Origin of the sequence: Methylobacterium sp. 77 (assembly GCF_000372825.1) — a bacterium.
Taxonomy (GTDB): Bacteria; Pseudomonadota; Alphaproteobacteria; order Rhizobiales; family Beijerinckiaceae; genus Methylobacterium.
Genome location: NZ_KB910516.1, coordinates 630,021 through 652,650 on the forward strand (window position 1 = coordinate 630,021; position 22,630 = coordinate 652,650).

Genomic DNA, 22,630 nt, shown 5'->3' on the forward strand with positions numbered 1-22,630 from the left:
GGAGGAGATCCGCGCCTCAGTAGCGCGGGTCATCGCCGAACAGGTAGTCGGGATCGCGGCGCCGGGCGCGGGGTGGTTCGTCGTCGCCGAAGGGCGAGCGCTGGGTCCCCGGCCAGGCCTGGCTGCGCGAGCCCTCATAGACATCGCCCTGCGCACGGCGGCTGCGCGGCTGGGCCTGGCGCTCGCCGAACGGGTCGAGCGGGTCGGCCTCGGGCGTGCGCCGGGTGGTGAGGTTGCCGAACACGTCGCCGGCCGTATCGGCGCCGTCGTCGAGCCCGCCGATATCGCCATCCTCGGAATCAGGCCGCATGGCGGTCTGCACCTCGCGCGGCAGTAGGCGGTACTGAGTGTCGGCCATGCGGCCGTCGCTGAGCCGGAAATGCTCGAGGAAGCCGCCGCCGGAGACCCGCTCGCCGCTGCGGGGGTCGATGGGCAGGTCGGCCAGCGAGCGCTTGGCTTCCGGAGAGGGCGGCGCGAGGTTGGTGCGCGCCACTCCGTTGGCCCAGGCGGCCTGGAGGATCGTGCCTGCGATCGGCACGGAGAGATGGCCGCCGGTCTGGCCGCGCCCGAGCGTCCTGCGGGTGCCGTCGGCATTGTCGTAGCCGACCCAGACCACGATGGTGATCTCGTTGGTAAATCCGGCGAACCAGGCGTCGTTCTCGTTCTCCGAGGTGCCGGTCTTGCCGGCGATCGAGCCCGAGAACCGGGCGAGCGCCGCCGCCGTGCCGTGATTGGTCACCCCCTGCAGCATCGTCTTGAGCTGGTAGAAGGCGACCTTGTCGGCGGAGCCGATCCGCACCGGCTCCTTGGGCTCGCGCTTGTAGAGAACCTTGCCGTCGCGCTCGACCGCCTCCAGCGCATAGGGTGCCGGCCGGGCGCCCTCGTTGGCCACTGCCGCGTAGAAGGCCGCGAGGTCGACCATGCGCACCGGCTGCGAGCCGAGGACGAACGGGTAGTAGCGCTCGCATTCGGCATAGAGCTGCGCTTCCAGCGCGAGGTCGCAGATGCGGGTGAGGCTGGCGGGTGGCGTATCGGCGATGCCGCCCTGGAGAAGGCGCGCTGTGACGAGGTTCTTCGAGAATTCGAGGCCGCGCCGCAGGGTCGTCGCGCCCGACCCGCCGCCGTCGTAGTTCTTCGGGCTCCAGGACTGGCCGACGCCGCCGATGGGCGGCAGGGTGACGCTGGCATCCATCACCAGGGTGTTGGGCTGGAGGCCGGCATTCAGCGCCGCGAGGTAGGTCAGCGGTTTCAGGGTCGAGCCGGGCTGCCGCACGGTCTGGGTCACGCGGTTGAGCTGGCTCAGCGGATAGGAGAAGCCGCCATCCATGGCCAGGATCCGACCGGTGCGGTTCTCCAGCACCATGGCGGCCCCCTGGACGGAGGGACGCACGCGGATATCGGCGCGGAGCACCTTGGCCTTGGCGTCGCGCAGCTTGACCCGCACCACGTCGTAGGTCTGGAGACGGCCCTTGGCGATGCCGGGATCGAGGCTGACGATGCGGCCGTCGGCGAGCCCCGCCTTGACCGCGCCGCGTCCGGTATCGAGCACCACGGCGAGCGGCCAGTGCACGTCGTAGAGCACTGGCCGCGCGCTCTCGAGAGCACGCTGCCAGACGGGCTTCTGCGGCGCCGGCTTCGACCCGGCAACCGTCGTCGGAGGCTTGGGTTTCGCCTCGCCGCCGACGACCAGCGGGACCGACTGGACCGATCCCTCCACCGCTGGCGTGGCCCCACCGAGCTTGGCGATGCTATCGGCGAGGTTGAATTCCGGCCCGTCGTAGCGCTGGCGCCCGGTGGAGCGCTCGTAATTGGCGAGCCCGTCCTGGAGGGCGCTTTCCACGGCGGTCTGAAGGCCGGCATTGATGGTCGAGCGGACCACGTGCGAGGCGGAGGTGAGGGAGTCGATGCCTGCGAAGGTGCGCGCCTCGCGGGCGAGGTGATCGACGAAGTAGAACCCCGAATCCCGCCGCGTCGTCTCGATCGGCTTCAGCCCGAGAGGCACGTTGGCGGCCTCGCTCAACTGCGCATCGGTGATGACGCCCTCATCCTTCATCCGCGCCAGCACATAGGCGCGGCGCTCCTTGGCGCGGTCGGGGTACTTGTCCGGATTGTAGAAGTTCGGCCCCTTGGGCATGCCGCCGAGCAGGGCCGCCTCCGGCACGGTGAGCTGCCCCACCGATTTGCCGAAATAGCTCCTCGCCGCCATCTCGATCCCGTAGGAGCCGCGGCCGAGGTAGATCCCGTTGAGGTAGAGTTCGAGGATCTGCGGCTTGGCCAGGATCTGCTCGAGGCGGGAGGCCACGATCATCTCGCGAATCTTGCGCTCGTAGGTGACGTCGTCGCCCACCGACAGGTTCTTGACCACCTGCTGGGTGATGGTGGACCCCCCCGCCGGGCGCCCAGGCGAGGCGAGGTTGCCGATGAAGGCGCGGATGACGCCGCGCTCGTCGATGCCGTGATGGGTCTCGAAGCGCTTGTCCTCGGCGGCGACGAAGGCCTTCTGCACCATCGCCGGCACCTCGGAGATCGGCACGGTGAGGCGACGTCCGTTGGCCTCGAACGCCTCGGCGTAGCGCTTGCCGGCGCCGTCGAGGATCAGGCTGGCGCCGGGAAGCTTGCGGTCCTTGAGGTCCTGCGCGGAGGGCAGGTCGGCCACCGCCTTGTTGTAGAAGTCGATGACCTCGGCCGCGTCGAAGGGCGAGTCCTTCGGGTTCTCGCCCTTGCAGAACTGGCGGTAGCTGGTGTTGAGCTCGCCGATATCGAGCCCGTGCAGGAGCTTGGGCGCGGAAGCACCGGCAATGGCGGAGGGGTCCTCCATCGCGGTGGAGATCAGCTCGTCGAGGTTGATGTCCTCGATGTCGAAGGACTTGCGCATATGGGCGCAGCCGTCGCGCAGGATCTGCACCACCTGCGCCTTGTCGGCGATCGGATCGAACTGCGTCTTCAAGGCATCGGGCCGCGTCGTCACCTGACTGAGCGTCAGCGCCGTCGCAAACAGCTTGATCAGGATGATGTTCATCGAGGGGCAGGCACCGGATTCCAGGACGCGTCACAGAATTGGCAGCGATCCGATCGGGACACGCAACGCATTGCAGCGAAGAAGGGCTGCACAAGGCGGCTGATTTAAGGAGATCGCCTCGACGGCGGGCAACCGCAACGCTTTCTCCGGCGACGCGGTTAGGGGAGGATGCGCCCCTCGGCGCGGCACGTCGGAGCCTAGCCGCATGATCAAGGACCTCTGGTACAAGAACGCCGTCGTCTACTGCCTGTCGATCCGCACCTTCCTGGATGCGAGCGGCGACGGGATCGGCGATTTCGAGGGGCTCGAACGGCGGCTCGATTATCTCCAGGGTCTCGGGATCACCGCGATCTGGCTGATGCCGTTCCAGCCGTCGCCGAAGCGCGACGGCGGCTACGACATCACCGATTACTACGGGGTCGACCCCGATTACGGCTCGCTCGGCGATTTCGTCGCCTTCACGCACGCGGCCAAGCAGCGGGGCCTGCGCGTCATCATCGACCTCGTGGTCAACCACACCTCCGACCAGCATCCGTGGTTCCAATCGGCCCGATCCGACCCGGATTCGCCTTACCGCGACTGGTATGTCTGGTCGAAGACGGAGCCCGCCAATGCCGACGAGGGCATGGTGTTTCCCGGCGTGCAGACCTCGACCTGGACGCGGGACGCGAAGGCGAAGGCCTACTACTTCCACCGCTTCATGCCGTTCCAACCGGATCTGAACACGGCAAACACGGCAGTTCAGGCCGAGATCCAGAAGATCATGGGGTTCTGGATCGAGCTCGGCGTCTCCGGCTTCCGCATGGATGCCGTGCCCTTCGTCATCGCCAAAAAGGGCGCGGACGTGAAGGGCGAGCCACAGGAGCAGTTCGACATGCTGCGGGACTTTCGCGAGTTCCTGCAATGGCGCCAGGGCGACGCGATCATCCTCGGCGAGGCCAACATCCTGCCGAAGAAGGACCTCGATTATTTCGGCGACGATGCGGACCGGCTGAACATGCTGTTCAATTTCCAGGTCAACCAAGCGCTTTTCTACGCCCTGGCCTCGGCCGACGGGCGGCCTTTGGCCAAGGCCATGCGCAAGACCTGGAACCGGCCCGCCTCGGCGCAATGGGCCGTGTTCCTGCGCAACCACGACGAACTCGATCTCGGCCGCCTTACCGAGGCTCAGCGCCAAAGGGTGTTCGAGGCTTTCGGCCCGAAGAAGGAGATGCAGCTCTACGACCGCGGCATCAGGCGTCGCCTCGCCCCGATGCTCGGCGGCGATCAGCGCCGCATCGAACTCGCCTACAGCCTGATGTTCACTTTGCCGGGCACGCCGGTGCTGCGCTACGGCGACGAGATCGGCATGGGCGACGATCTCTCGCTGAAGGAGCGCGACTGCGCCCGCACTCCGATGCAATGGACCTCGGAAGCGCAAGGCGGCTTCACCAAGAGCGATGCGCCGGCCATGCCGGTGATCGCGGACGGACCCTATGGCTTCCCGCACGTGAACGTCGCGGTCCAACGCCACGACCGCGGCTCGCTCCTCAACTGGATGGAAAGCATCATCCGCACCCGCAAGGAGGCCCCTGAAATCGGCTGGGGGGATTTCGCGGTGATCGAGACGCCGTCGCCCGCGATCCTGGCGATCCGCTACGATTGGGAAGGGAATTCGGTGCTCTGCGTGCACAATCTCGGCAGCGAGCCGACGGAGGTGACCCTCTCCCCCGAGGTGGAGGGACCGGAGGGCCGCGTCCTCGTCGACCTCCTCACCGGCCATCGCAGCGAGGCGAGCGCGGACGGACGCCACTGCCTGATGATGGAGCGCTACGGCTACCACTGGTTCCGGGTCGGCGGCCTCGACGCGCCCTTGAAGCGCCGGGTGGGCTGAGACGGCGGTTCACGAGGTCGGCGCGGCGGACATGCGGGTCCGTCCGACCGCACGATCGGCCATGTGAGCGTGATGCGGGGTAAGGTGGCCCGCTACTTGTTCCGCCCCAGCAGCACGAGCCAGCCGATCCCGATCACGCAGACCATCATGCCCACCGTGATGAAGGCCGGGGTGCCGAGGTCCATGAAGCGCGGGGCGAGCTGGGTCGCGAAGGCGGCGACGATGAGCGCCACCGCGACGCGGGCGGCGGCGCGCTCGATGCCGCGGGTCAGCTTGTCGATGCCCTTGACCTCGATCTCGACGGTGACGCGCCCCTGCTTGAGGCGCACCAGCATGAGATGAATCAGGGTCGGCAGTTCGGAGGCGGCGCCGAACAGGCCGGCCCCCACCGCCTCGACCTTGCGGGAAATACCCTTGATCGAGAATTGCGAGGCGAGCTTGCTCTTCACCGTCGGGCCGGCGGCGGTGAAGAGATCGAATTTCGGATCGAGATGGCGCATGACACCATCGGCCGTCACCAGCCCCTTGAACAGGATGGCGAGATCGGTCGGCATGGCGAGGTCGTTCTCGCGGGCCATGGTCATGAAGTCGGTGAGCAGGTCGCCGAAATTCAGCACCGAGCCGGCATGCCGGTTGATGAAGGCCTGAGACGAAGCCTCGAGCTTGGTGAGATCCGGGTTGGTCGATCCGGTCCAATCGAGGAGCACGGCCATCAGCCCATCGGAATCCTCCTTCAGCATGGCGCCGATCAGCATGAGAAGCTGGGTGCGGCGGCGCTCGGAGAGCCGGCCGATGATGCCGAAATCGATGAAGCCGATGCGGTTGCCGGGCATCACCAGCATGTTGCCGGGATGCGGGTCGGCGTGGAACACGCCCTCGATCAGCGCCATGTTGAGGAAGGCGTCGGTGCCCTTCTGGGCGACCTTGACCTTGTCGATCCCCGCCGCGTCGAGGCGGGCATGGTCGTTGGGCGGGATGCCGTGGATGAATTCCTGGACGAGGACGCGCTCGGAGGTCCATTCCCAGTGGATCTTCGGGATGACGATGTCGTCCCGGTCGGCGAAGATCGCCGCGATCGTCTCGCAATTGCGCGCCTCGTTGACGAGATCGAGCTCGCCGTAAAGGCCACCGGCGAGGTGGCGCATCTGCTCGTGCGGCTGGTAGCGGCCGAATTCCGGCCATTCGTCGACGACGATACGGGTGGCGTGCGCCAGGAGGCGCAGGTCGGCCTCGATGATCTTGCGCAGGCCCGGGCGCAGGACCTTCACCACGACCTCCTCGCCCGTCATCAGCCGAGCGCGGTAGACCTGTGCGATCGAGGCGGCGGCCAGCGGAACGGTGTCGAACTCGGCGAAGATCTCGGAGGGCGAGGCACCGAGGTCGGCCTCCAGCTGCGGCCGGATCTTGTCCCAGGCGATCGGCCTGACCTGGCTGTGGAGCTTCTCCAGCTCCTCGGTCCATTCCGGCGTCAGCAGGTCGGGCCGGCTCGCCAGGATCTGTCCGAGCTTGATGAAGGTCGGCCCCAGAGCCTCGATCGCCCGGCGTACGCGCTGCGGCTGCGACAGGCGCGCCACGTCCACCTGCGGACGGCGGCGCTTGGCGAACCTCGCCAGATGGCCGAGGCCGAGGCGCTCCACGACCTTGGTGACGCCGTACCCGATTAGGACGGCGGCGATCTCGCTCAGGCGCTGCCGGTCCCGAGCGGCGACGAAGGCGGTTTTCAGCATGTACGCAAGGGACTGCCCCGGCTGGCGTGAAGGTGGCCGCGTCGAAAATTCAGGCCGGGCTGCCTGTCCGGATCGTGCCGGTGTCCGGAGAGGTCTCGTCTATGGTGCCGGCGAGGCCGAAATTTGGCGGAATCGGCAGCATTCATTGGGATTAGCGCCACCGCGCGCCGCGCGCTAGAACCGTTTCCATTCCGGCAGGAATTCGGTCGGCCCTATGGTCCGGCATGGATCCCGCCATAATGGATCCCGGCATACCGGAGATCGCACGTCCGACTCGCTTCGGCGCGATCGACGGTGCGAAGATGGCCTAGAGCATCGTCCCGAAAACCGGTTCCCGGTTCTCGGGACGATGCTCTAGGCAGGCCGCATACACGCAAGGCGCCCGATCGATCGCGGTCATTCGCGGTCGGGACCGGCGCCCTCCAGCAACGACGATTTCACGGAAACGGAGAGACGGTCCCGATGGCAGGTACGCCCCGCGCAGGAATCATTCCGGTCACGCCCTTCCAGCAGAATTGCACGCTGATCTGGTCCGACGAGACCAAGGTCGGCGCGGTGGTCGATCCCGGTGGCGACCTCGACCGGATCGAGGCCGCGATCCGCGACCAGGGGATCACCATCGAGAAGATCCTGCTCACCCACGGCCATATCGACCATGCCGGTGGCGCCGATGAGCTGAGAGAGCGTCTCGGCGTCCCGATCGAGGGGCCGCACGAGGCCGATCGCTACCTCCTCGATTCCCTGCCCGAGACCGGCGCCAATTACGGGCTCGAAGGCGCCAGGGCCGTGACCCCGGACCGATGGCTCTCAGAGGGCGACAAGGTGAGCGTCGGCGAGCTGGCCTTCGACATCCTGCACGCGCCCGGACATTCCCCCGGCAGCGTCGTATTCGTGAGCCGCGACGCGCGCTTCGCCCTGGTCGGGGACGTGGTGTTCAAGGGCTCCGTCGGCCGCACCGACCTGCCCGGCGGCAACCACGATCAGCTCATCCGCGCCATCAAGGAGAAGGTCCTGCCGCTCGGCGACGACATCGCCTTCATCCCGGGCCATGGCCCCACGAGCACGCTCGGCGAGGAGCGGATGACCAACCCGTTCCTGCAGGAATAGGCGGGCGCGGCGGCGGGCTCCGGCAGCGCGTCCGCGGCCACTGCCGGGCTTTCCCGGACGGGCATGGATAGCCGGCTCCGCCGAGGCGCGGAAACCGTGCATTCCCAATGCGCAAGGCCTATATACGGCGCACAGACGAATCGCAGGCGCGCCCGAGGCTCGAGCCGGGGCACCAAGGCCAAGTAAAAGACCCGCCTGCCCGAGGAACTCCATGTCCGAAATGACCGACGACGACGCTTCCCGCAATCTGGCGGCCACGGCTTATGGCGCCGAATCCATCCGCGTTCTCAAGGGGTTGGATGCGGTGCGCAAGCGCCCCGGCATGTATATCGGCGATACCGATGACGGTTCGGGCCTGCACCACATGGTCTACGAGGTCGTAGACAACGCCATCGACGAGGCTCTGGCCGGCCATGCGGACGTCGTGACGGTGATGCTCAACGCCGACGGCTCGGTGACGGTGTCCGATAACGGCCGCGGCATTCCCACCGATATCCACAAGGAAGAGGGGGTCTCGGCCGCCGAGGTCATCATGACCCAGCTCCATGCGGGCGGTAAGTTCGACCAGAACTCCTATAAGGTCTCCGGCGGCCTGCACGGCGTCGGAGTCTCGGTCGTCAACGCCCTCTCGCAATGGCTCCGCCTGCGCATCTGGCGCAACGGCAAGGAGCACGCGATGGAGTTTCGCCACGGCGACGCTGTCTCGCCGCTGGTGATCGTCGGCGAGGGCAACGGACGGCGCGGGACGGAAGTGTCGTTCCTGCCCTCCACCGACACCTTCACGATGATCGAGTTCGACTACGCGACGCTGGAAAAGCGCCTGCGCGAACTCGCCTTCCTCAATTCCGGCGTGCGCATCGTCCTCACCGACGCGCGCCATGCCGAGCACAAGCGCGAGGAGCTGTTCTACGAGGGCGGGATCGAGGCCTTCGTGCGCTACCTCGACCGCTCGCGCAAACCCATCGAGGGGATGACGAAGCCGGTCTTCGTACGGGCCGAGCGCGACAACATCCGCGTCGAGGTGGCGCTGTGGTGGAACGACTCGTTCAACGAGACCGTCCTGCCCTTCACCAACAACATTCCGCAGCGCGACGGCGGCACCCACATGGCGGGCTTCCGCGCCGCCATGACCCGGCAGATCACCGGCTACGCCGAATCCACCGGCATCACCAAGCGCGAGAAGATCACGCTCACCGGCGAGGATTGCCGCGAGGGCCTGACCGCGGTCATCTCGGTGCAGGTGCCGGACCCGAAATTTTCGTCTCAGACCAAGGACAAGCTCGTTTCTTCCGAGGTGCGCCCTGCCGTCGAGAACGTACTCAACGAGGGTCTGTCGAACTGGCTCGAGGAGAACCCGTCCCAGGCCAAATCCGTCATGGGCAAGGTCATCCTGGCCGCCTCCGCCCGCGAGGCCGCGCGCAAGGCGCGCGAGACCGTGACCCGCAAGGGCGTGCTCGACATCGCCTCGCTGCCCGGCAAACTCGCCGATTGCCAGGAGCGCGACCCGTCGAAATGCGAGATCCTGCTGGTGGAGGGCGATTCCGCCGGCGGCTCGGCCAAGCAGGGTCGCGACCGCACCTTCCAGGCGGTGTTGCCCCTGCGCGGCAAGATCCTGAACGTCGAGCGCGTGCGGGCGGACCGCATGCTGTCCTCGGCCGAGATCGGCACGCTGATCACGGCGCTCGGTGCCGGCATCGGCCGGTCCTCCACCGATCGCGAGGGGTTCAACCCGGACAAGCTGCGCTACCACCGCATCATCATCATGACCGATGCCGATGTCGACGGTTCGCACATCCGCACCCTGCTGCTCACCTTCTTCTTCCGGCAGATGCCGGAGCTGATCGAGCGCGGCTACATCTACATCGCCCAGCCGCCGCTTTATAAAGCGGCCAAGGGAAAGAGCGCGATCTACCTCAAGGACGAGCGCGCGCTGGAGGATTACCTCATCGATGCCGGCGTCGACGGGGCGGTGCTCCGGCTCGCCTCTGGCGCCGAATTCGGCGGCCAGCAATTGAAGGTGCTGGTGGAGGAGGCGCGCCAGTTCCGCGGCCTGATGCAGGCGCTGCACACCCGCTACGACCGCGCCGCCGTGGAGCAGGCGATGATCGCCGGCGCCTTCCGGACCAATGTGGACGAGAACCCGGCCGAAGCGGAAGTGCTCGCGACCGAGATCGCCCGGCGCATGGACGTCATCGCCGACGATATCGAGCAGGGCTGGGAAGGCTCGGTGAGCGAGGGTGGCTACATCCTCAGCCGCACCCTGCGCGGCGTGCGCCATGTGGCGACCCTCGACGCCTCCCTCATCGCCTCCCAGGAGGCACGGCGGCTCGCCGATCGCGCCGTGGCCCTGCGCGAGATCTACGGCGAACCGGTGATCTATGCCCGCAAGGGCGAGGAGACCGTGCTTCACGGGCCCGTCGGCCTGTTCGAGGCGGTGATGGCCTTCGGGCGAAAGGGCCTGCAGCTCCAGCGCTACAAGGGGCTCGGCGAGATGAATCCGCAGCAGCTCTGGGAGACGACCCTCGACAGCGAGGTGCGCTCGCTGCTCCAGGTCAGGGTCAAGGACACGCAGGATGCCGATGACCTTTTCGTGAAGCTGATGGGCGACGTCGTCGAGCCGCGTCGCGAGTTCATCCAGGACAATGCGCTCAACGTGGCGAATCTCGACGTCTGAACCAAAGCGACCGGGAGGGTCGACATGAGCAACATCATTCGACCGACTTTCGGTCAGCCGCGCCGGCCCGAGCCCGCCGGAGACGATGACCGGGTCGAGGTGACGACGCAGCGTGTCTACGGCGAAGCCGGCGACCACCGCGTCTGCCTCGTCCGCGACGACGAGGCTCCGGAGGGCGAGGTCTACAAGGTCGTGGTCGGCCGTCTCGACGCGCAGGAGGTCAGCACCGTGGCGATCCTGCCGGCGACGGTCGAAGGCGAGGTCGATGCGGAGATGGTCGCCCTCGCGATCCTGCGCACGCTGAGCCTGATCGAAGAGGACGACGAAGCTCCGGGCATCGCCTGAAATCCGGCGCGGGCGCCGCCCGTCTGCGCCCTTCCGTCGCCACCCTCTCGCACGACGCTACCGCCGGCCCGCGCGTTACCCATCGAACGGCCTGTAACCACGGGCCGTACGCACGCGAATAGACGACATCGTCTCGCGTGCCATTGGAGGAAGCGCCATGAACCGCCGTCAGATCGTCGTCGCAGGTGCGTCCGTCGCCGCGATCCTCGCATCGCTCCGGCTGAGCGGGCTGTCGCAGGCCGAGGCCTTCGCGGTGGTGAAGACCGACGCCGAGTGGAAGCGAAGCCTCAGCAGCGCCGAATACGCCATCCTGCGGGGCCACGGCACCGAGCGTGCCGGGTCGAGCCCCCTGAACGCGGAGAAGCGGGCAGGGCGCTTCGCCTGCGCCGGCTGTGACCTGCCGCTGTTCTCGTCGGAGACGAAGTTCGAGAGCGGCACCGGTTGGCCGAGCTTCTGGGCGCCGCTGGACCGCGCCGTCGGCACCACGACCGACGGCAGCTTCGGAATGAGCCGCACGGAAGTGCATTGCAGCCGCTGCGGCGGCCATCTCGGCCATGTCTTCAACGACGGGCCGAAGCCCACGGGGCAGCGCTACTGCATGAACGGCGCGGCCCTCCGTTTCGCCGCCGCCTGATTGCTACCGACTCACCCGCAGAACCAAGCCACCCGAAAAGCCGCCTCACCAGCAAAACCAAGAGGAGTTCACGATGCTCGAGCGATCGTCCGCCTCGTTCCGCCGATTCTGGCCCTTCGCCCTGTCCGCCACCGCCGGGCTCGGCATGCTCGCCGCCCTTGCCGGGCTCGACGGAAGGGCCTTCGCCGAGGAGCCGGGTCGGCGTCTGCCCGATGCCGCCGCGACCCTCAAGGAGAAGAGCGGCCCTCGCACCGCCGTCTTCGCGGGCGGCTGCTTCTGGGGTGTGCAGGGGGTGTTCCAGCATGTCCGAGGCGTGACGGAGGCCGTGTCCGGCTATGCCGGAGGCTCACGAGACAGCGCGAGCTATCAGGCCGTCGGCTCGGGCCGCACCGGCCACGCGGAGGCCGTGCGCATCACCTACGATCCGTCGATCATCCGCTACGACGAGTTGCTGACGATCTTCTTCTCCGTCGCCCTCGACCCGACGCAGGTGAACCGGCAGGGGCCGGATAGCGGCACGCAGTACCGCTCGGCGATCTTCACCGCCGATGCCGAGCAGGCCCGTATCGCCAAGGCCTATGTCGCGCAGCTCGATGCGGCCCACGCCTATGCGAAGCCGATCGCCACCAAGATAGAGCGCGGCGCGTTCTATCCGGCGGAAGCGTATCATCAGGACTTCATGGCCCTGAACCCGCGCCATTCCTACATCGTCGCCAACGACGCACCGAAGCTGCGCGACCTGCAGCGCTTCTTCCCCGAGCGCACCAGCGCGGAGCCGGTCCTCGTCGGCGCGCAGCCGCCGGCCTGACATGATCGAGACCGGCTATCCCTGGAGACGGGCCGGTCACTCGTCGAGCCGAATTTCGGACCGGACGGACATTCCGTCGGCGAGGCTCTCCGGTGTCGAGATCAAGAAACTTTCGATCGCTTTGAGAGGGCCGGGTTTCGCCGATTACTTCATGAAATGGACTCAGGGAATCTTGAACCGCGCCGGATCTATCGGAGGCTCCATTTCTTGAGAGGAGGTATCCATGACGACGCGCGCTCTACGCTACTCCCTAGAGGCACGTGCCTGCGCGATGCTGATAATTCTGGATTGATGATTCTGGATCATAGAAGCGAGCATGGCTCGCCATAGGCGGTGATTCACTCGATCGCAGCTAAGATCGGCTGCTCGGGAAGATGCTACGGAAATGGTTCGGCCAGACCGAGCGGGACAACAGTCTGCGGGCCGGACCGACACACGCGAGCGGATCAAGGCGCTGGAATGCGAGAGCCGCGAGTTGCGCCAAACCAACGAGATCCTGCGCGACGCCTCGGCTTATTGGGTGTCTGCCAGCTCGACCTCGACCTCCGATCGCAAACCTGCCGGTAGGGGCCATGATTGCGCTCATCGACGATCATCGCACCGCCCACGGAGCCGAGCCGATCTGCAAGGTGTGCCGATCGCCACGTCGACCCTTGCCGTCCCCGGCAAGCGACATGCCGAAGGTCTGACGAACCCCTGGATCGTCCGCGGCCTCCAACGATTCGTCACTTGCGAGCTTTAACTCATCTCTGCATTCGTCTTCGTCGCATCGTAGTAAGCGCGGTTGCCGTTTGACGAAGATTATGCGCGTCAAGGCTCTCGCCGAGATGGCCATCATCCCGTTCATGGACGAGTTCATCCACCGAAGCGGTCCGTGTCAGCCTTTCGAGACTGTCGAGTTCGCAACCCTGGATTAGGGCGACTGGTTTAATACATGCCGTCTGCTCGAACTCATCGGCGATATCCCTCCCGCCGAGGCGGAAGCGTGCTACTATGTTCAGGGCGAAGTGCAAGACTTGGCCGCCGGCCTCGGACCAGATCGTATCCGGGAAACATGGGGCGGTTCATGAGTGGCTTGACGCCCCGAGCCTTAGCCAGCCAAGCTGTCATGGCACGAGAACTTGCGGAGGTCTGGGATCGCAAACCGGAGCAACTCCGGAGCCTCGGCGGCTTACCTCTCTGCCGGAGATCAGGGAGGGCTCATGTTCGCGGCTCTCCGACGTGTTTGGGTGCGACGCCTGCTTGGCGGGAGCGACGGCTCAGAAGGGCTTTGTGCCGCGGGCGGCGGCCCAACTTGTGGTCCGTGCCGTATAGGGGTGAAGCAACCGGTTCGCCCGATCGGGCCCAAAGATAAATTCAGTTCCCGCTTAAATGGCATGGAATCTGCATCTAACCTTGATGTTCTCCAAAATTCGATGAAGGCTAAATATAGTGGAGAACTTACAGGTTATGAGGGCGGTGGTGTTGAAGTTCATACCATGACGTTAAGCATCGATTGGGGACGTGAGCAGGAGGATCGGTAATGGCGGCATCTGTGATTTGGCAGCAAACGTCTGTCCTCGATCGGATATTCCGTGAGCACAGCGGTTGGCTGGCCTCTTGGGTCGGGAAGCAGCGCTGGACGGTCATTTCCGCCGAAGATCTATCGTCCGAGGTGTTTCTGGCGCTCCTTCAGATGCCGGCCATCGGCGGCATCCGCGAGCCGCGTGCGATGATGACGACGATCGCGCGCCGCCTGGTCTACGATGCCCGCCGCCGCAACGACCTCCAGCGCGCCTACGAGGCGGAGCTGGCCCTCATGCCGGAGGCCAGCGAGATCTCGGCGGAAGATCGCCTGATCGTGGTGCAGGCCCTCGAGGCGGTGGACGCGATGCTGGCGACCCTGCCGACCAAGGCGCGTACCGCCTTCCTCATGAGTCAGCTCGACGGGATGCGCTATGCCGATATCGCCGTCGAACTGAAGGTTTCGGTCAGCATGGTTCGCAAATATGTTGCCCAGGGCTTCCGGGCCGCCTACTTGGCCAATGCTCGGCAGGGATCGTGATCGAAGGGGCATCGTTGATGTCGCGTGGGGGCATTCTCGAAGATCCGCGGGCGGAGGCGGCCGTCGCCTGGATGGTGGAGATCGCCTCGGGCGACATGTCCGCCGCGGATTACCGGGCGTTCGAGACTTGGCTGCACGAGGATGCGTGTAACGAGGCTGCCTGGATTCGCCTCAACGGCAGTTTGATGCCCTATGGCGTGGCGGCGCGGCAGGACGGAGCCCGCGCGTTCCTGGTGAAGCGCGGGGCCAAGCGGCCCCCGAGCCGCCGGGCGATGCTGGCGAGCTTCGCAGGCTTCTGCGGGACAGCTACCGTGGGGCTGGGGGTGGCCGACCGATTCCTTCCCTTGCGCGACGTGTTCGCCGATCATTACACCCGCACCGCCCAGCAGGAGCGGGTGACGCTGCCGGATGGCAGCGAACTCGTTCTGGGCGCCCGCACCGCCGTGGACCTGCGCTACGAGCCGGGCCGGCGGGGCATCCACCTCATCGACGGCGAGATCATGTTACGGGTCGCGCCGCGCGCCGCGTCGTTCCGGGTCGACGCCGAATCCCTCGCCCTGGAGGCGACGGCCGGGACCTTCGTGGTCCAAAAGTGGAGCGACGAATCCGCGGTGACCGGCATCGAGGGGACGGGCCGCGTCCTGCGCGTTGCCGGGACGGTGCAGGATCTCGCGCGCGGCCAGCGGATCGCCTTCCAGCGCGGCAATACGATCCGCCAGACGGTCGATCCCGGCGCCGCCATCGCCTGGCTCGACGGTCTTCTCGTGGCGAACGACCAGCCCGTGGCCACGATCGTGGAGGCCCTGCGGCCCTATTTCCCCGGGGTGATCCGGCTGAGCCCTGCGGTGGCTCCGATCCATGCGACCGGCGTGTTCTCCCTCAAGGACCCGAATGCGGCCCTCGATGCCCTGGCCGAGTCTCTGAACCTGTCGATCACGCGGATCGCGGGCTATTGGGTGGCGATCGACGTCCCGACCGGGACCGGCACGCGCATCTGACCGGGCGCCGGCACGCCGCGCCTCCCGCGAACGTCCTGCCTTTTCAGCAACACTGCCCAACGACTCAGCACCCGCCAGACCGGATCGACGGTTGGCGGGTGCTGAGTCGTTGAGCGATCGCGCGTGTTGCGCGGGGCATGCTTTAATTTGTTCCCTCGATCCTGAAAAAATCTTCGGCGTCGCTGACGCTTTCCGGCCGTCGACCGTCAAGCCTGGCAGGAACAAGAAAACGGGGGCTCGACGGTGCAATTTGATTCTGGGATACGGCGCTCGGTCGCCGCGGTATCGGCGATCGCTCTAGCGGTGGCTCTGTCGGGCGGGGTTCAATCCGCCTTCGCGCAGCAGGTCTACGATTTCGACGTGCCGCGCAGCGACCTCTCCACCGTCATCACGCGCATCGCGCGCACCGCCGGAACGCCGATCGCGTTCCCGGCCGGCATCACGGCTTCGCGCTCGGCTGGCCCGATTCGCAGCCGGGGGTCGGTACGAGACGCCCTCGCCCAGGCCCTGGCCGGAACCGGCCTCCAAGTGGTGGCGGGCGCGAGCGGCAGCCTGACCATCAAGGCGGCGGGTCCCGCGGGTGCCCAGGGCGCGCTGCCCGTCGGTGACCTCGACGCGATCGACGTCACCGATTCCGGCACCGGCCCGTATCACGACCAGGGCTTCCAGGCCGGCGATGCCGGCGTCGCCGCCCGCCTCGATGCGCCCGTCAAGGAGATCCCGATCACCATCAACGCGGTGACGTCGGATGTCATCCGCTCGCAGAACCTCACCACCACGACGGATGCCGTCGAGAACGTCGCAGGCGTGGCCATCGCCCAGGGCGACACCCAGGGCCGGCCTGGCGTCCCCTTCTTCACGATCCGCGGCTTCGCGGGAGGAAACTACCGGGTCAACGGCGCCAACGATCCCGGCCTCGCCACCATCCCCATCGACGACGTGGAGCGGGTCGAGGTCCTGAAGGGGCCGACCGGCATCCTGGCCGGAACGAGCACGCCGGGCGGCCTCGTCAACGTCACGACGAAGGAGCCCGTCGACCGTGAGATCCGCGAGCTGACCCTGCGCCACGGCACCTATGCCAACACCATCGCGGCCATCGACCTCGGCGGTCGAGTCCTGGAGACGGAGGGGCTGACCTATCGCCTCAACGTCTCGGGCGGCATCGCCGATCGCAACTACGCCGGGTACGGGCCGACGAAGGACCTCCTGGTTTCTCCCTCGGTCAAGTGGACGGGCGAGAACACCAGCGTGCTCATGGGGCTGCGTTACATCAATCAGCGTCAGGCGCCGCCTCTATCCACGGTGATCCCGAACCGGTTCCGGGGCGGGACTATCATCGCGCGGATGCCGCGCGACTCCGCGCTGATCAATGACGGGTTCTTCACGAACGTCGAATCCACCACGGTCTATTCGAAGATCTCGCATAACCTCGGCACCTTCGCCGGGCTCGATCTCACGGTGAACAACCACGTTGCCCAAACCTGGGCCACGTCCTACGGCGTCACGCCCTATCTCCAGGACGCGGATAACTTCAACGAAGGCCCCGGAATCAGTGTCGTTCAGGTCGCTCGTCGGGACACCCAGCTCAATCTGACCAACCGCCTCGACCTCACCGGGACCTACGATGCCGGTTTCCTCAAGCAGACGTTGAAAGTCGGTTACGATTACGATCGGAGCCAGGGCAAGACGTTTCAGCAGCTAGGTTTCCGCAACAGGTACGTCGTTCAGAACCTGGACGAGATTCGGCCGGATCCACTCTTCCGTTCCCAGGATATGCGTCTGTCCTTCGTGCCGGTCACGGCGGTGCAGGGTGTCTACGTCCTCGACAAGATCGATACCCTCGACAACCGGCTTCATATCCTGGGTATGGTCCGGCAGGATTGGTATAGGCAGGACGTCGGCGGGCCCGATTTCACCTTCGAAAACGGGGTCTTCAAGGAAGGCTACCGGGTCGATCGAAACAGCGGTTCGGCCCTGTCCTGGACGGCCGGCGCGGCCTTCGACGTGACGGATTGGCTGACCGTGTATGGCAGCCGCAACACCGGTTTCCAGGTGAACCCGGCTGGCCCCAACGGCGTCCTGCCGCCGCAATTCAGCGATCAGGCCGAGGCCGGCCTGCGCACCTTCTGGTTCGACAAGCGGCTCACGGTCTCGGGTTCGTTCTTCGACATCGCGCTGACGAACGTAGCCGTTCGGGACCCCTTCGACCCGACGCGGACGCGCTACATCCTCGTCGATGGGCAGAAGAACCGCGGCTACGAGGTCGAGGCGCAGGGTGAGATCCTGCCTGGCCTGAACCTCATCACCAGCTACGGCTTCGTCAACGCGGCTTACAGCGGCAAGGTGCTCGGCGGCCAGCCGGCCAGCGGCATTCCGAAGAACACCTTGAGCGCTTGGCTCACCTATACGGTCCAGGATACGCCCTATGCCGGTCTCACCTTCGGCTTCGGTGCCCGCAGCGTGACGAGCAGCATCATCAACTCGTTCACCGGCGATTTTTACAAGATTGGCGGCTACACGATCTTCAACGCGATGATCGGCTACGAGAAGGGCGATTACTCGATCAATCTCAAGTTCAACAACCTGGCCAACAAGTATTATTACACCCCGTCTTATTCGGGTGATTACGTCGGCATCGGCCAGGGCCGCAGCGCCATGCTGACGGCGAAGATGAAGTTCTAAACGATCGGATGGCGTCGGGTCCTGGCTCCCGGACCCGACGCCATGACGACGATCCGCCGAAGCCGGTGCTTCGGGGGACTTCGCCCGCACCGGCCGGCGAAATCGGACAGGACACCCCATGAAGCCGGGTCGCTGTCGCGCCCGGCCTCCGTGCGTGAACTCCGCGCGAGTAGGACCCATGATCATCATCGCATCGGCCATGGGCTGTCTCGGCCTGCTGGCCTGCCTCGTGGCCGACCAGGCCGCGCGCCCGGATTTCTACATCGTCGCGGGCTTCGTCTTCGCCGGCGCCGTGGCGGTCGGCCTGTCGGGCGGCGTCTCCGCTTATCTGAAGGTCGTTATCCGCTTCTTCGCGATTGAGACGGTCCTGTTCGGCCTCTGTGCCTGCGCGGTGGCCGCCGGCCAATGGCCCGAGAGCCTCTCGGGCTTCGAGGCTCCGCCGAGCCTCGTCGAGGCCCTCGCGTTCTTCTGCGTCCTGGTCCATCTCGCGCTGCGGATTCCGATCGTGCGCCGGGCCATGAACGTGGCCGACCTCTATTTTCGCAATGACGACCGCCTCGCGATCCGCTTCGTCGGCACTATCCGCGAGCGTTCCCTCGCGGCGGGCTTGCTCGTCCTCAGCATCCTGTTCGTCCAGCTGCGGGTCTTCTTCAATATCAAGCTGCTCCTGATCTTCAGCGTCACTTCCGATGCGATGATGAAGGGCGACGCCGCCCTCTACTGGCATGCGGTTCTGGTGACCCTGCCGAGCCTTCTGATTCCGTACATGATCTCCGAGACGATCGATTTCTATACGACCCAGCATCTGACGTTCCGCTGGCGCAACTGGCTCACCACGAATTACGCGGATCGCTGGCTCGGCTCCGATGCCCATTACCGGCTGTCCCTCGGCGAATGGGATGCGGACAACCCGGATCAGCGCATCCAGGAAGACATCGCGCGCTTCATCAATGGCGGCCTGCATGGCGGCTATGGCGTCCACAACCTGACGATCTCGCTCATTTCCCAGACGAGTTCGGTGACCGCCTACGCGGTGATCCTGTGGGGGCTTTCGGCCAAGGTCGTCGACACCGTCGCGGTGCCGGGCTTCTTCCTCTGGCTCGCCATCCTCTACGCCTTCCTCTCCAGCCTGGGCATGGTGCTCGCCGGACGCCGCCTGCCGGCCCTGGCCTTCGAGCGCCAGCACGTGGAGGCCGATTACCGCTTCGGACTCTCGCGCCTGCGCGAATACGGCGAGCAGATCGCCCTTATGAAGGGGGCGCCGACCGAACGCCTGCTGATGGCAAGCAAGTTTCGCGCCGTCCGGTTGAATTTCTACGCGCTGACGCGGGTCAATACCCTGATCGACTTCGTCCGGACCCTGTTCGAGAGGACCAGCGTCTACATTCCCCACATGCTGACCGCCGCCTTCTTCTTCACCCAGCAGATCACCCTGGGGGAGACCGGTCAGATCGCGAGCGCCTTCGGGAACGTCACCATGTCGCTCTCCTTCCTCATGGGCGCGTTCCCCTCCCTGGCCGAGCTCAAATCCGTCCTCGACAGGCTTACCTCCTTCGACTCCGCCCTCGCGGCCTCCGTCAGGCCGACCGGCGGGACCATGACCACCGGGGATGCGCCCGAGATCACCCTCCGCGATGCCGAGATCCGCCTGCCGAACGGGACCGTCCTGACGCGGCTTCCGTCCCTGCGCCTCGTCGCCAAGGAGAACACGCTGATCACGGGTCCGTCCGGCACCGGCAAATCCACCCTGTTCCGGGTGCTGGCCGGCATCTGGCCCGCCTGGAGCGGAACCCTGACCCGGCCGCGCGACGCCGAGATCCTGGTCCTGCCGCAGAAATCCTACCTGCCCTCCGGCACGCTTCTCACCGCCGTCAGCTATCCACGCCCCGTCGGCGCCTATGACCCGAACGCCGTCGGCGAGGCCCTCAGGGATGTCGGGCTCGGCCATCTGGTGCCTGAACTCGACCGCGACGACATCTGGGCGCAGCGGCTGTCCGGCGGCGAGCAGCAGCGCCTGGCGATTGCGCGGGCGATCCTGAGCCGACCCGATTGGCTCCTCCTCGACGAGGCCACCGCCGCCCTGGACGACGCCTTCGAGCGGCAGGTCTACGCGGCCCTGGCGCGGCGCCTGCCCGAGACCACCCTGGTCTCCATCGGCCATCGCGAAAGCCTCGTGGCGTTCCACCCGCGCAGGATCGCACTCGCCCCAAGCCTCCAACGGCCCCTCGACGCGCCGCGCGCGGCCGTTCCGCGAGGCGAGCCCGTCGACGGTTCCGCGCGAACCCTCGCAGCCGAGTGAGCTTCAACGATGATCGGTCACCCGGTCATCGCGAAAAATCCCCGTCCCAGATTTTCGCGGAAAACAGCATGTCCCCGATCGCAACCCGAGCCCGCGCGGAAGGCGCACCCGTCGACCGTGCCTGGCTCGCCGAGGCCCTGGCGCTGATCGAAGCCGAGGCTGCCCGCAGCGCCGACACCCACCTGCTCCGGGTTCCCCTCGGCGGCCTGCCGGGCATCGACTTCTACGTAAAGGACGAATCCGCCCACGCCACCGGCAGCCTCAAACACCGCCTGGCCCGCTCGCTCTTCCTGTACGGGCTCTGCAACGGCTGGATCGGGCCGCGCACCACCATCGTGGAGGCATCGAGCGGCTCGACCGCCGTCTCGGAAGCCTATTTCGCGGAGGCCCTCGGCCTACCCTTCGTCGCGGTCATGCCGTCGAGCACCGCGGCCGAGAAGGTCGCGCAGATCACCCGCTATGGCGGATACTGCCACTTCGTGAACGACCCCGGCGCGGTCTATGTCGAGGCGGCGCGGATCGCGGCGGAGACCGGCGGCCATTTCATGGACCAGTTCACCCATGCGGAGCGCGCCACAGACTGGCGCGGCAACAACAACATCGCCCAGTCGATCTTCGACCAGATGGCCCGCGAGCGGTTTCCGATTCCGCGCTGGCTCGTGGTCGGAGCCGGCACCGGCGGCACCTCGGCCACGATCGGCCGGTTCGTGCGCTATCGGGGCCATGCCACGCGGCTGTGTCTGGCCGATCCCGAAGCCTCGGTGTTCCACCGCCATCTGGCCGATCCTACGGTCACGACCGTCTCCGGCCCCTGCTCGGTCCTCGAAGGGATCGGCCGGGCGCGCCTCGAACCCTCGTTCCTGCCGCAGCTCATCGACCGCTGGATCGCCGTGCCGGATGCCGCGAGTCTCGGCGCCGCCCGCGCTCTCGCCGAGAAGCTCGGGCGCTCCTGCGGCGGTTCGACCGGAGCGAATCTCTGGGCCGCCGCCCTCCTGATCCGCGACATGGCGGAGCGAGGCGAAGCCGGATCGGTGGTGACGCTCCTCTGCGATTCCGGCGAGCGCTATCGCAGCACCCATCTCGACGAGTCCTGGCTGCTGGAGCGCGGCATCGCCTGGAAACCAGCCCATGCGGGGATGACCGCCTTCCTCGATCACGGCACGGACCCCCGCGCGAACATGGGCATCTCAGCCCCCGACACCCGGGCGCCGAGGGAAAGGCCAAGCTCCGGCTGCATGCTTTCGCATGCCCATTCAGATGCGTCCGGACCCTTGCGGACCATGTCGCAGATTTCGTTCCGCGCGAAGGATAAAAAAATCGTACCGGGCGCTGTCGCTTCCGCCGTCTTGGCTCACAAAAGGTCTGAACCCTCATGACGACACGATGACGGAGGTTGGATCGCGATGACGCATTCGAAGCGCGCAAACTCGAACGGGACTGAGACCACCGTGATCCGATCCATCCTCCGGATGGTTACGGTCATCTCGCTGGTAAGTGGAGTCGGCCTTGCTTCAGCCATCGCCCAGGAGGCCCGCCCGGTTCCGTCGGCCGAGGCACCCACCGCCGCGAGCGCCCCGGCGATCCCAGTTTTGGCCGAGGAATCGGCCGCTCCGGCGTCCCCGGAAGCCGCCCCTGCAGCGCTTCCGGCCGCCCCTGTCTCGGTCTCCGGCGAGGCCCCCGCGATTGCCAAGGCGGCTCTTCCCAAGGAGAGACACCACGACCTCTCCCCCATGGGCATGTTCTGGAATGCGGATCCGGTGGTGAAGGCTGTGATGATCAGCCTGGCGCTGGCCTCGGTCGCGACCTGGACCATCCTGTTCGGCAAGATCGTCGGCCTCGTCCTCGCCAAGCGGCGCCTCAACCGGGCGGTTGCGTCGATCCGCTCCGCGTCGAGTCTCGCCGAGGCTTGCACCCGCGTCCATCGCGGCGTCGGCCTTCGCCTGCTCGTCGAGACCGAGGAAGAGCTCAGCCTCTCTCACGGTCTACCGAGCGAGGGCATCAAGGAACGCGTCGCCATCGCCCTCCATCGCGTTGAGGTGGCCGAGAGCAAGCACATGGCCGTCGGCACCGGCATCCTCGCCTCGATCGGCTCGATCGGCCCCTTCGTCGGCCTGTTCGGCACGGTCTGGGGCATCATGGGCAGCTTCATCGGCATCGCCAATTCCAACACCACCAACCTCGCCGTGGTGGCACCGGGCATCGCCGAGGCACTCCTCGCCACCGGCATCGGCCTCGTCGCCGCCATCCCGGCGGTGGTCATCTACAACGCCCTGACCCGGTCCATCGGTGCCTACCGCACCCGGATGGGCGACGCGGTGGCCCTGATCATGCGGCATCTCTCCCGCGACCTCGATCGGCGCGAATCCGGTATCTTCCAACACCAGCACGTCAGCGTGCGCCTCGCTGCGGAGTGACCGACC

At 66.5% G+C, this 22,630-nt stretch carries 14 protein-coding genes and 2 pseudogenes; 14 read left to right on the forward strand and 2 right to left on the reverse strand.

Annotated features, from left to right (window positions below; genetic code table 11):
• Nucleotides 1-16 precede the first annotated feature (16 nt).
• Complete coding sequence (locus A3OK_RS0102930) at nucleotides 17-3,019, reverse strand: transglycosylase domain-containing protein (RefSeq protein WP_019903438.1); 3,003 nt, start codon at nucleotides 3,017-3,019, stop codon at nucleotides 17-19.
• Between the two features lie 205 nt (nucleotides 3,020-3,224).
• On the opposite strand from A3OK_RS0102930, the gene A3OK_RS0102935 reads away from it, so the two are divergent.
• A complete protein-coding gene (locus A3OK_RS0102935; RefSeq protein ID WP_019903439.1) occupies nucleotides 3,225-4,892 on the forward strand; it encodes an alpha-amylase family protein in 1,668 nt (555 codons plus the stop codon).
• Nucleotides 4,893-4,984: 92 nt separating this feature from the next.
• On the opposite strand, the gene A3OK_RS0102940 is transcribed toward A3OK_RS0102935, so the two are convergent.
• Complete coding sequence (locus A3OK_RS0102940) at nucleotides 4,985-6,619, reverse strand: AarF/UbiB family protein (RefSeq protein ID WP_019903440.1); 1,635 nt, start codon at nucleotides 6,617-6,619, stop codon at nucleotides 4,985-4,987.
• 462 nt (nucleotides 6,620-7,081) lie between these two features.
• Between A3OK_RS0102940 and A3OK_RS0102950 the strand changes: the two genes are divergently transcribed.
• From A3OK_RS0102950 to exbB, 13 genes and pseudogenes are all read left to right on the forward strand, one after another.
• The gene (locus A3OK_RS0102950) at nucleotides 7,082-7,726 is read left to right on the forward strand and encodes an MBL fold metallo-hydrolase (RefSeq protein WP_019903441.1); all 645 of its coding nucleotides are present in this window, start codon (nucleotides 7,082-7,084) and stop codon (nucleotides 7,724-7,726) included.
• 211 nt (nucleotides 7,727-7,937) lie between these two features.
• A complete protein-coding gene (gyrB, locus tag A3OK_RS0102955; protein WP_196805416.1) occupies nucleotides 7,938-10,400 on the forward strand; it encodes a DNA topoisomerase (ATP-hydrolyzing) subunit B in 2,463 nt (820 codons plus the stop codon).
• Between the two features lie 24 nt (nucleotides 10,401-10,424).
• The gene (locus A3OK_RS0102960; RefSeq protein ID WP_019903443.1) at nucleotides 10,425-10,745 is read left to right on the forward strand and encodes a hypothetical protein; all 321 of its coding nucleotides are present in this window, start codon (nucleotides 10,425-10,427) and stop codon (nucleotides 10,743-10,745) included.
• Between the two features lie 157 nt (nucleotides 10,746-10,902).
• Complete coding sequence (gene msrB, locus A3OK_RS0102965; protein ID WP_019903444.1) at nucleotides 10,903-11,379, forward strand: peptide-methionine (R)-S-oxide reductase MsrB; 477 nt, start codon at nucleotides 10,903-10,905, stop codon at nucleotides 11,377-11,379.
• Between the two features lie 145 nt (nucleotides 11,380-11,524).
• Complete coding sequence (gene msrA / locus A3OK_RS0102970) at nucleotides 11,525-12,187, forward strand: peptide-methionine (S)-S-oxide reductase MsrA (RefSeq protein WP_051092960.1); 663 nt, start codon at nucleotides 11,525-11,527, stop codon at nucleotides 12,185-12,187.
• A 291-nt stretch (nucleotides 12,188-12,478) separates the two neighbouring features.
• Nucleotides 12,479-12,819 (forward strand): annotated as a pseudogene (locus tag A3OK_RS23845) (IS3 family transposase); the annotation flags it as partial.
• Between the two features lie 219 nt (nucleotides 12,820-13,038).
• Nucleotides 13,039-13,257, forward strand: a pseudogene (locus tag A3OK_RS24480) (hypothetical protein); the annotation flags it as partial.
• Between the two features lie 452 nt (nucleotides 13,258-13,709).
• Nucleotides 13,710-14,231 carry a sigma-70 family RNA polymerase sigma factor gene (locus A3OK_RS0102985; protein ID WP_051092898.1) on the forward strand — a complete coding sequence of 174 codons (522 nt, stop codon included), beginning with the start codon at nucleotides 13,710-13,712 and terminating at the stop codon, nucleotides 14,229-14,231.
• Between the two features lie 17 nt (nucleotides 14,232-14,248).
• The gene (locus A3OK_RS0102990) at nucleotides 14,249-15,229 is read left to right on the forward strand and encodes a FecR domain-containing protein (RefSeq protein ID WP_019903448.1); all 981 of its coding nucleotides are present in this window, start codon (nucleotides 14,249-14,251) and stop codon (nucleotides 15,227-15,229) included.
• A gap of 243 nt (nucleotides 15,230-15,472) precedes the next feature.
• Nucleotides 15,473-17,911, forward strand: a complete 2,439-nt coding sequence (locus tag A3OK_RS0102995) for a TonB-dependent receptor (protein ID WP_081631146.1) — start codon at nucleotides 15,473-15,475, stop codon at nucleotides 17,909-17,911.
• A gap of 178 nt (nucleotides 17,912-18,089) precedes the next feature.
• Nucleotides 18,090-20,210, forward strand: coding sequence for an SbmA/BacA-like family transporter (locus tag A3OK_RS22240; protein WP_019903450.1), 2,121 nt, complete (start codon nucleotides 18,090-18,092; stop codon nucleotides 20,208-20,210).
• A 68-nt stretch (nucleotides 20,211-20,278) separates the two neighbouring features.
• Entirely contained in the window at nucleotides 20,279-21,586 is a 1,308-nt protein-coding gene (locus A3OK_RS22245; RefSeq protein WP_019903451.1) for a pyridoxal-phosphate dependent enzyme, read from the forward strand.
• Between the two features lie 72 nt (nucleotides 21,587-21,658).
• The gene (gene exbB / locus A3OK_RS0103010; protein ID WP_245259298.1) at nucleotides 21,659-22,624 is read left to right on the forward strand and encodes a tonB-system energizer ExbB; all 966 of its coding nucleotides are present in this window, start codon (nucleotides 21,659-21,661) and stop codon (nucleotides 22,622-22,624) included.
• Nucleotides 22,625-22,630 lie beyond the last annotated feature (6 nt).

Coding starts and splice junctions, on each gene's coding strand:
- A3OK_RS0102930 (WP_019903438.1), bottom strand. CDS start 3,019: ATGAACATCATCCTGATCAAGCTGTTTGCGACGGCGCTGACGCTCAGT.
- A3OK_RS0102935 (WP_019903439.1), top strand. CDS start 3,225: ATGATCAAGGACCTCTGGTACAAGAACGCCGTCGTCTACTGCCTGTCG.
- A3OK_RS0102940 (WP_019903440.1), bottom strand. CDS start 6,619: ATGCTGAAAACCGCCTTCGTCGCCGCTCGGGACCGGCAGCGCCTGAGC.
- A3OK_RS0102950 (WP_019903441.1), top strand. CDS start 7,082: ATGGCAGGTACGCCCCGCGCAGGAATCATTCCGGTCACGCCCTTCCAG.
- gyrB (WP_196805416.1), top strand. CDS start 7,938: ATGTCCGAAATGACCGACGACGACGCTTCCCGCAATCTGGCGGCCACG.
- A3OK_RS0102960 (WP_019903443.1), top strand. CDS start 10,425: ATGAGCAACATCATTCGACCGACTTTCGGTCAGCCGCGCCGGCCCGAG.
- msrB (WP_019903444.1), top strand. CDS start 10,903: ATGAACCGCCGTCAGATCGTCGTCGCAGGTGCGTCCGTCGCCGCGATC.
- msrA (WP_051092960.1), top strand. CDS start 11,525: ATGCTCGCCGCCCTTGCCGGGCTCGACGGAAGGGCCTTCGCCGAGGAG.
- A3OK_RS0102985 (WP_051092898.1), top strand. CDS start 13,710: ATGGCGGCATCTGTGATTTGGCAGCAAACGTCTGTCCTCGATCGGATA.
- A3OK_RS0102990 (WP_019903448.1), top strand. CDS start 14,249: ATGTCGCGTGGGGGCATTCTCGAAGATCCGCGGGCGGAGGCGGCCGTC.
- A3OK_RS22240 (WP_019903450.1), top strand. CDS start 18,090: ATGATCATCATCGCATCGGCCATGGGCTGTCTCGGCCTGCTGGCCTGC.
- A3OK_RS22245 (WP_019903451.1), top strand. CDS start 20,279: ATGTCCCCGATCGCAACCCGAGCCCGCGCGGAAGGCGCACCCGTCGAC.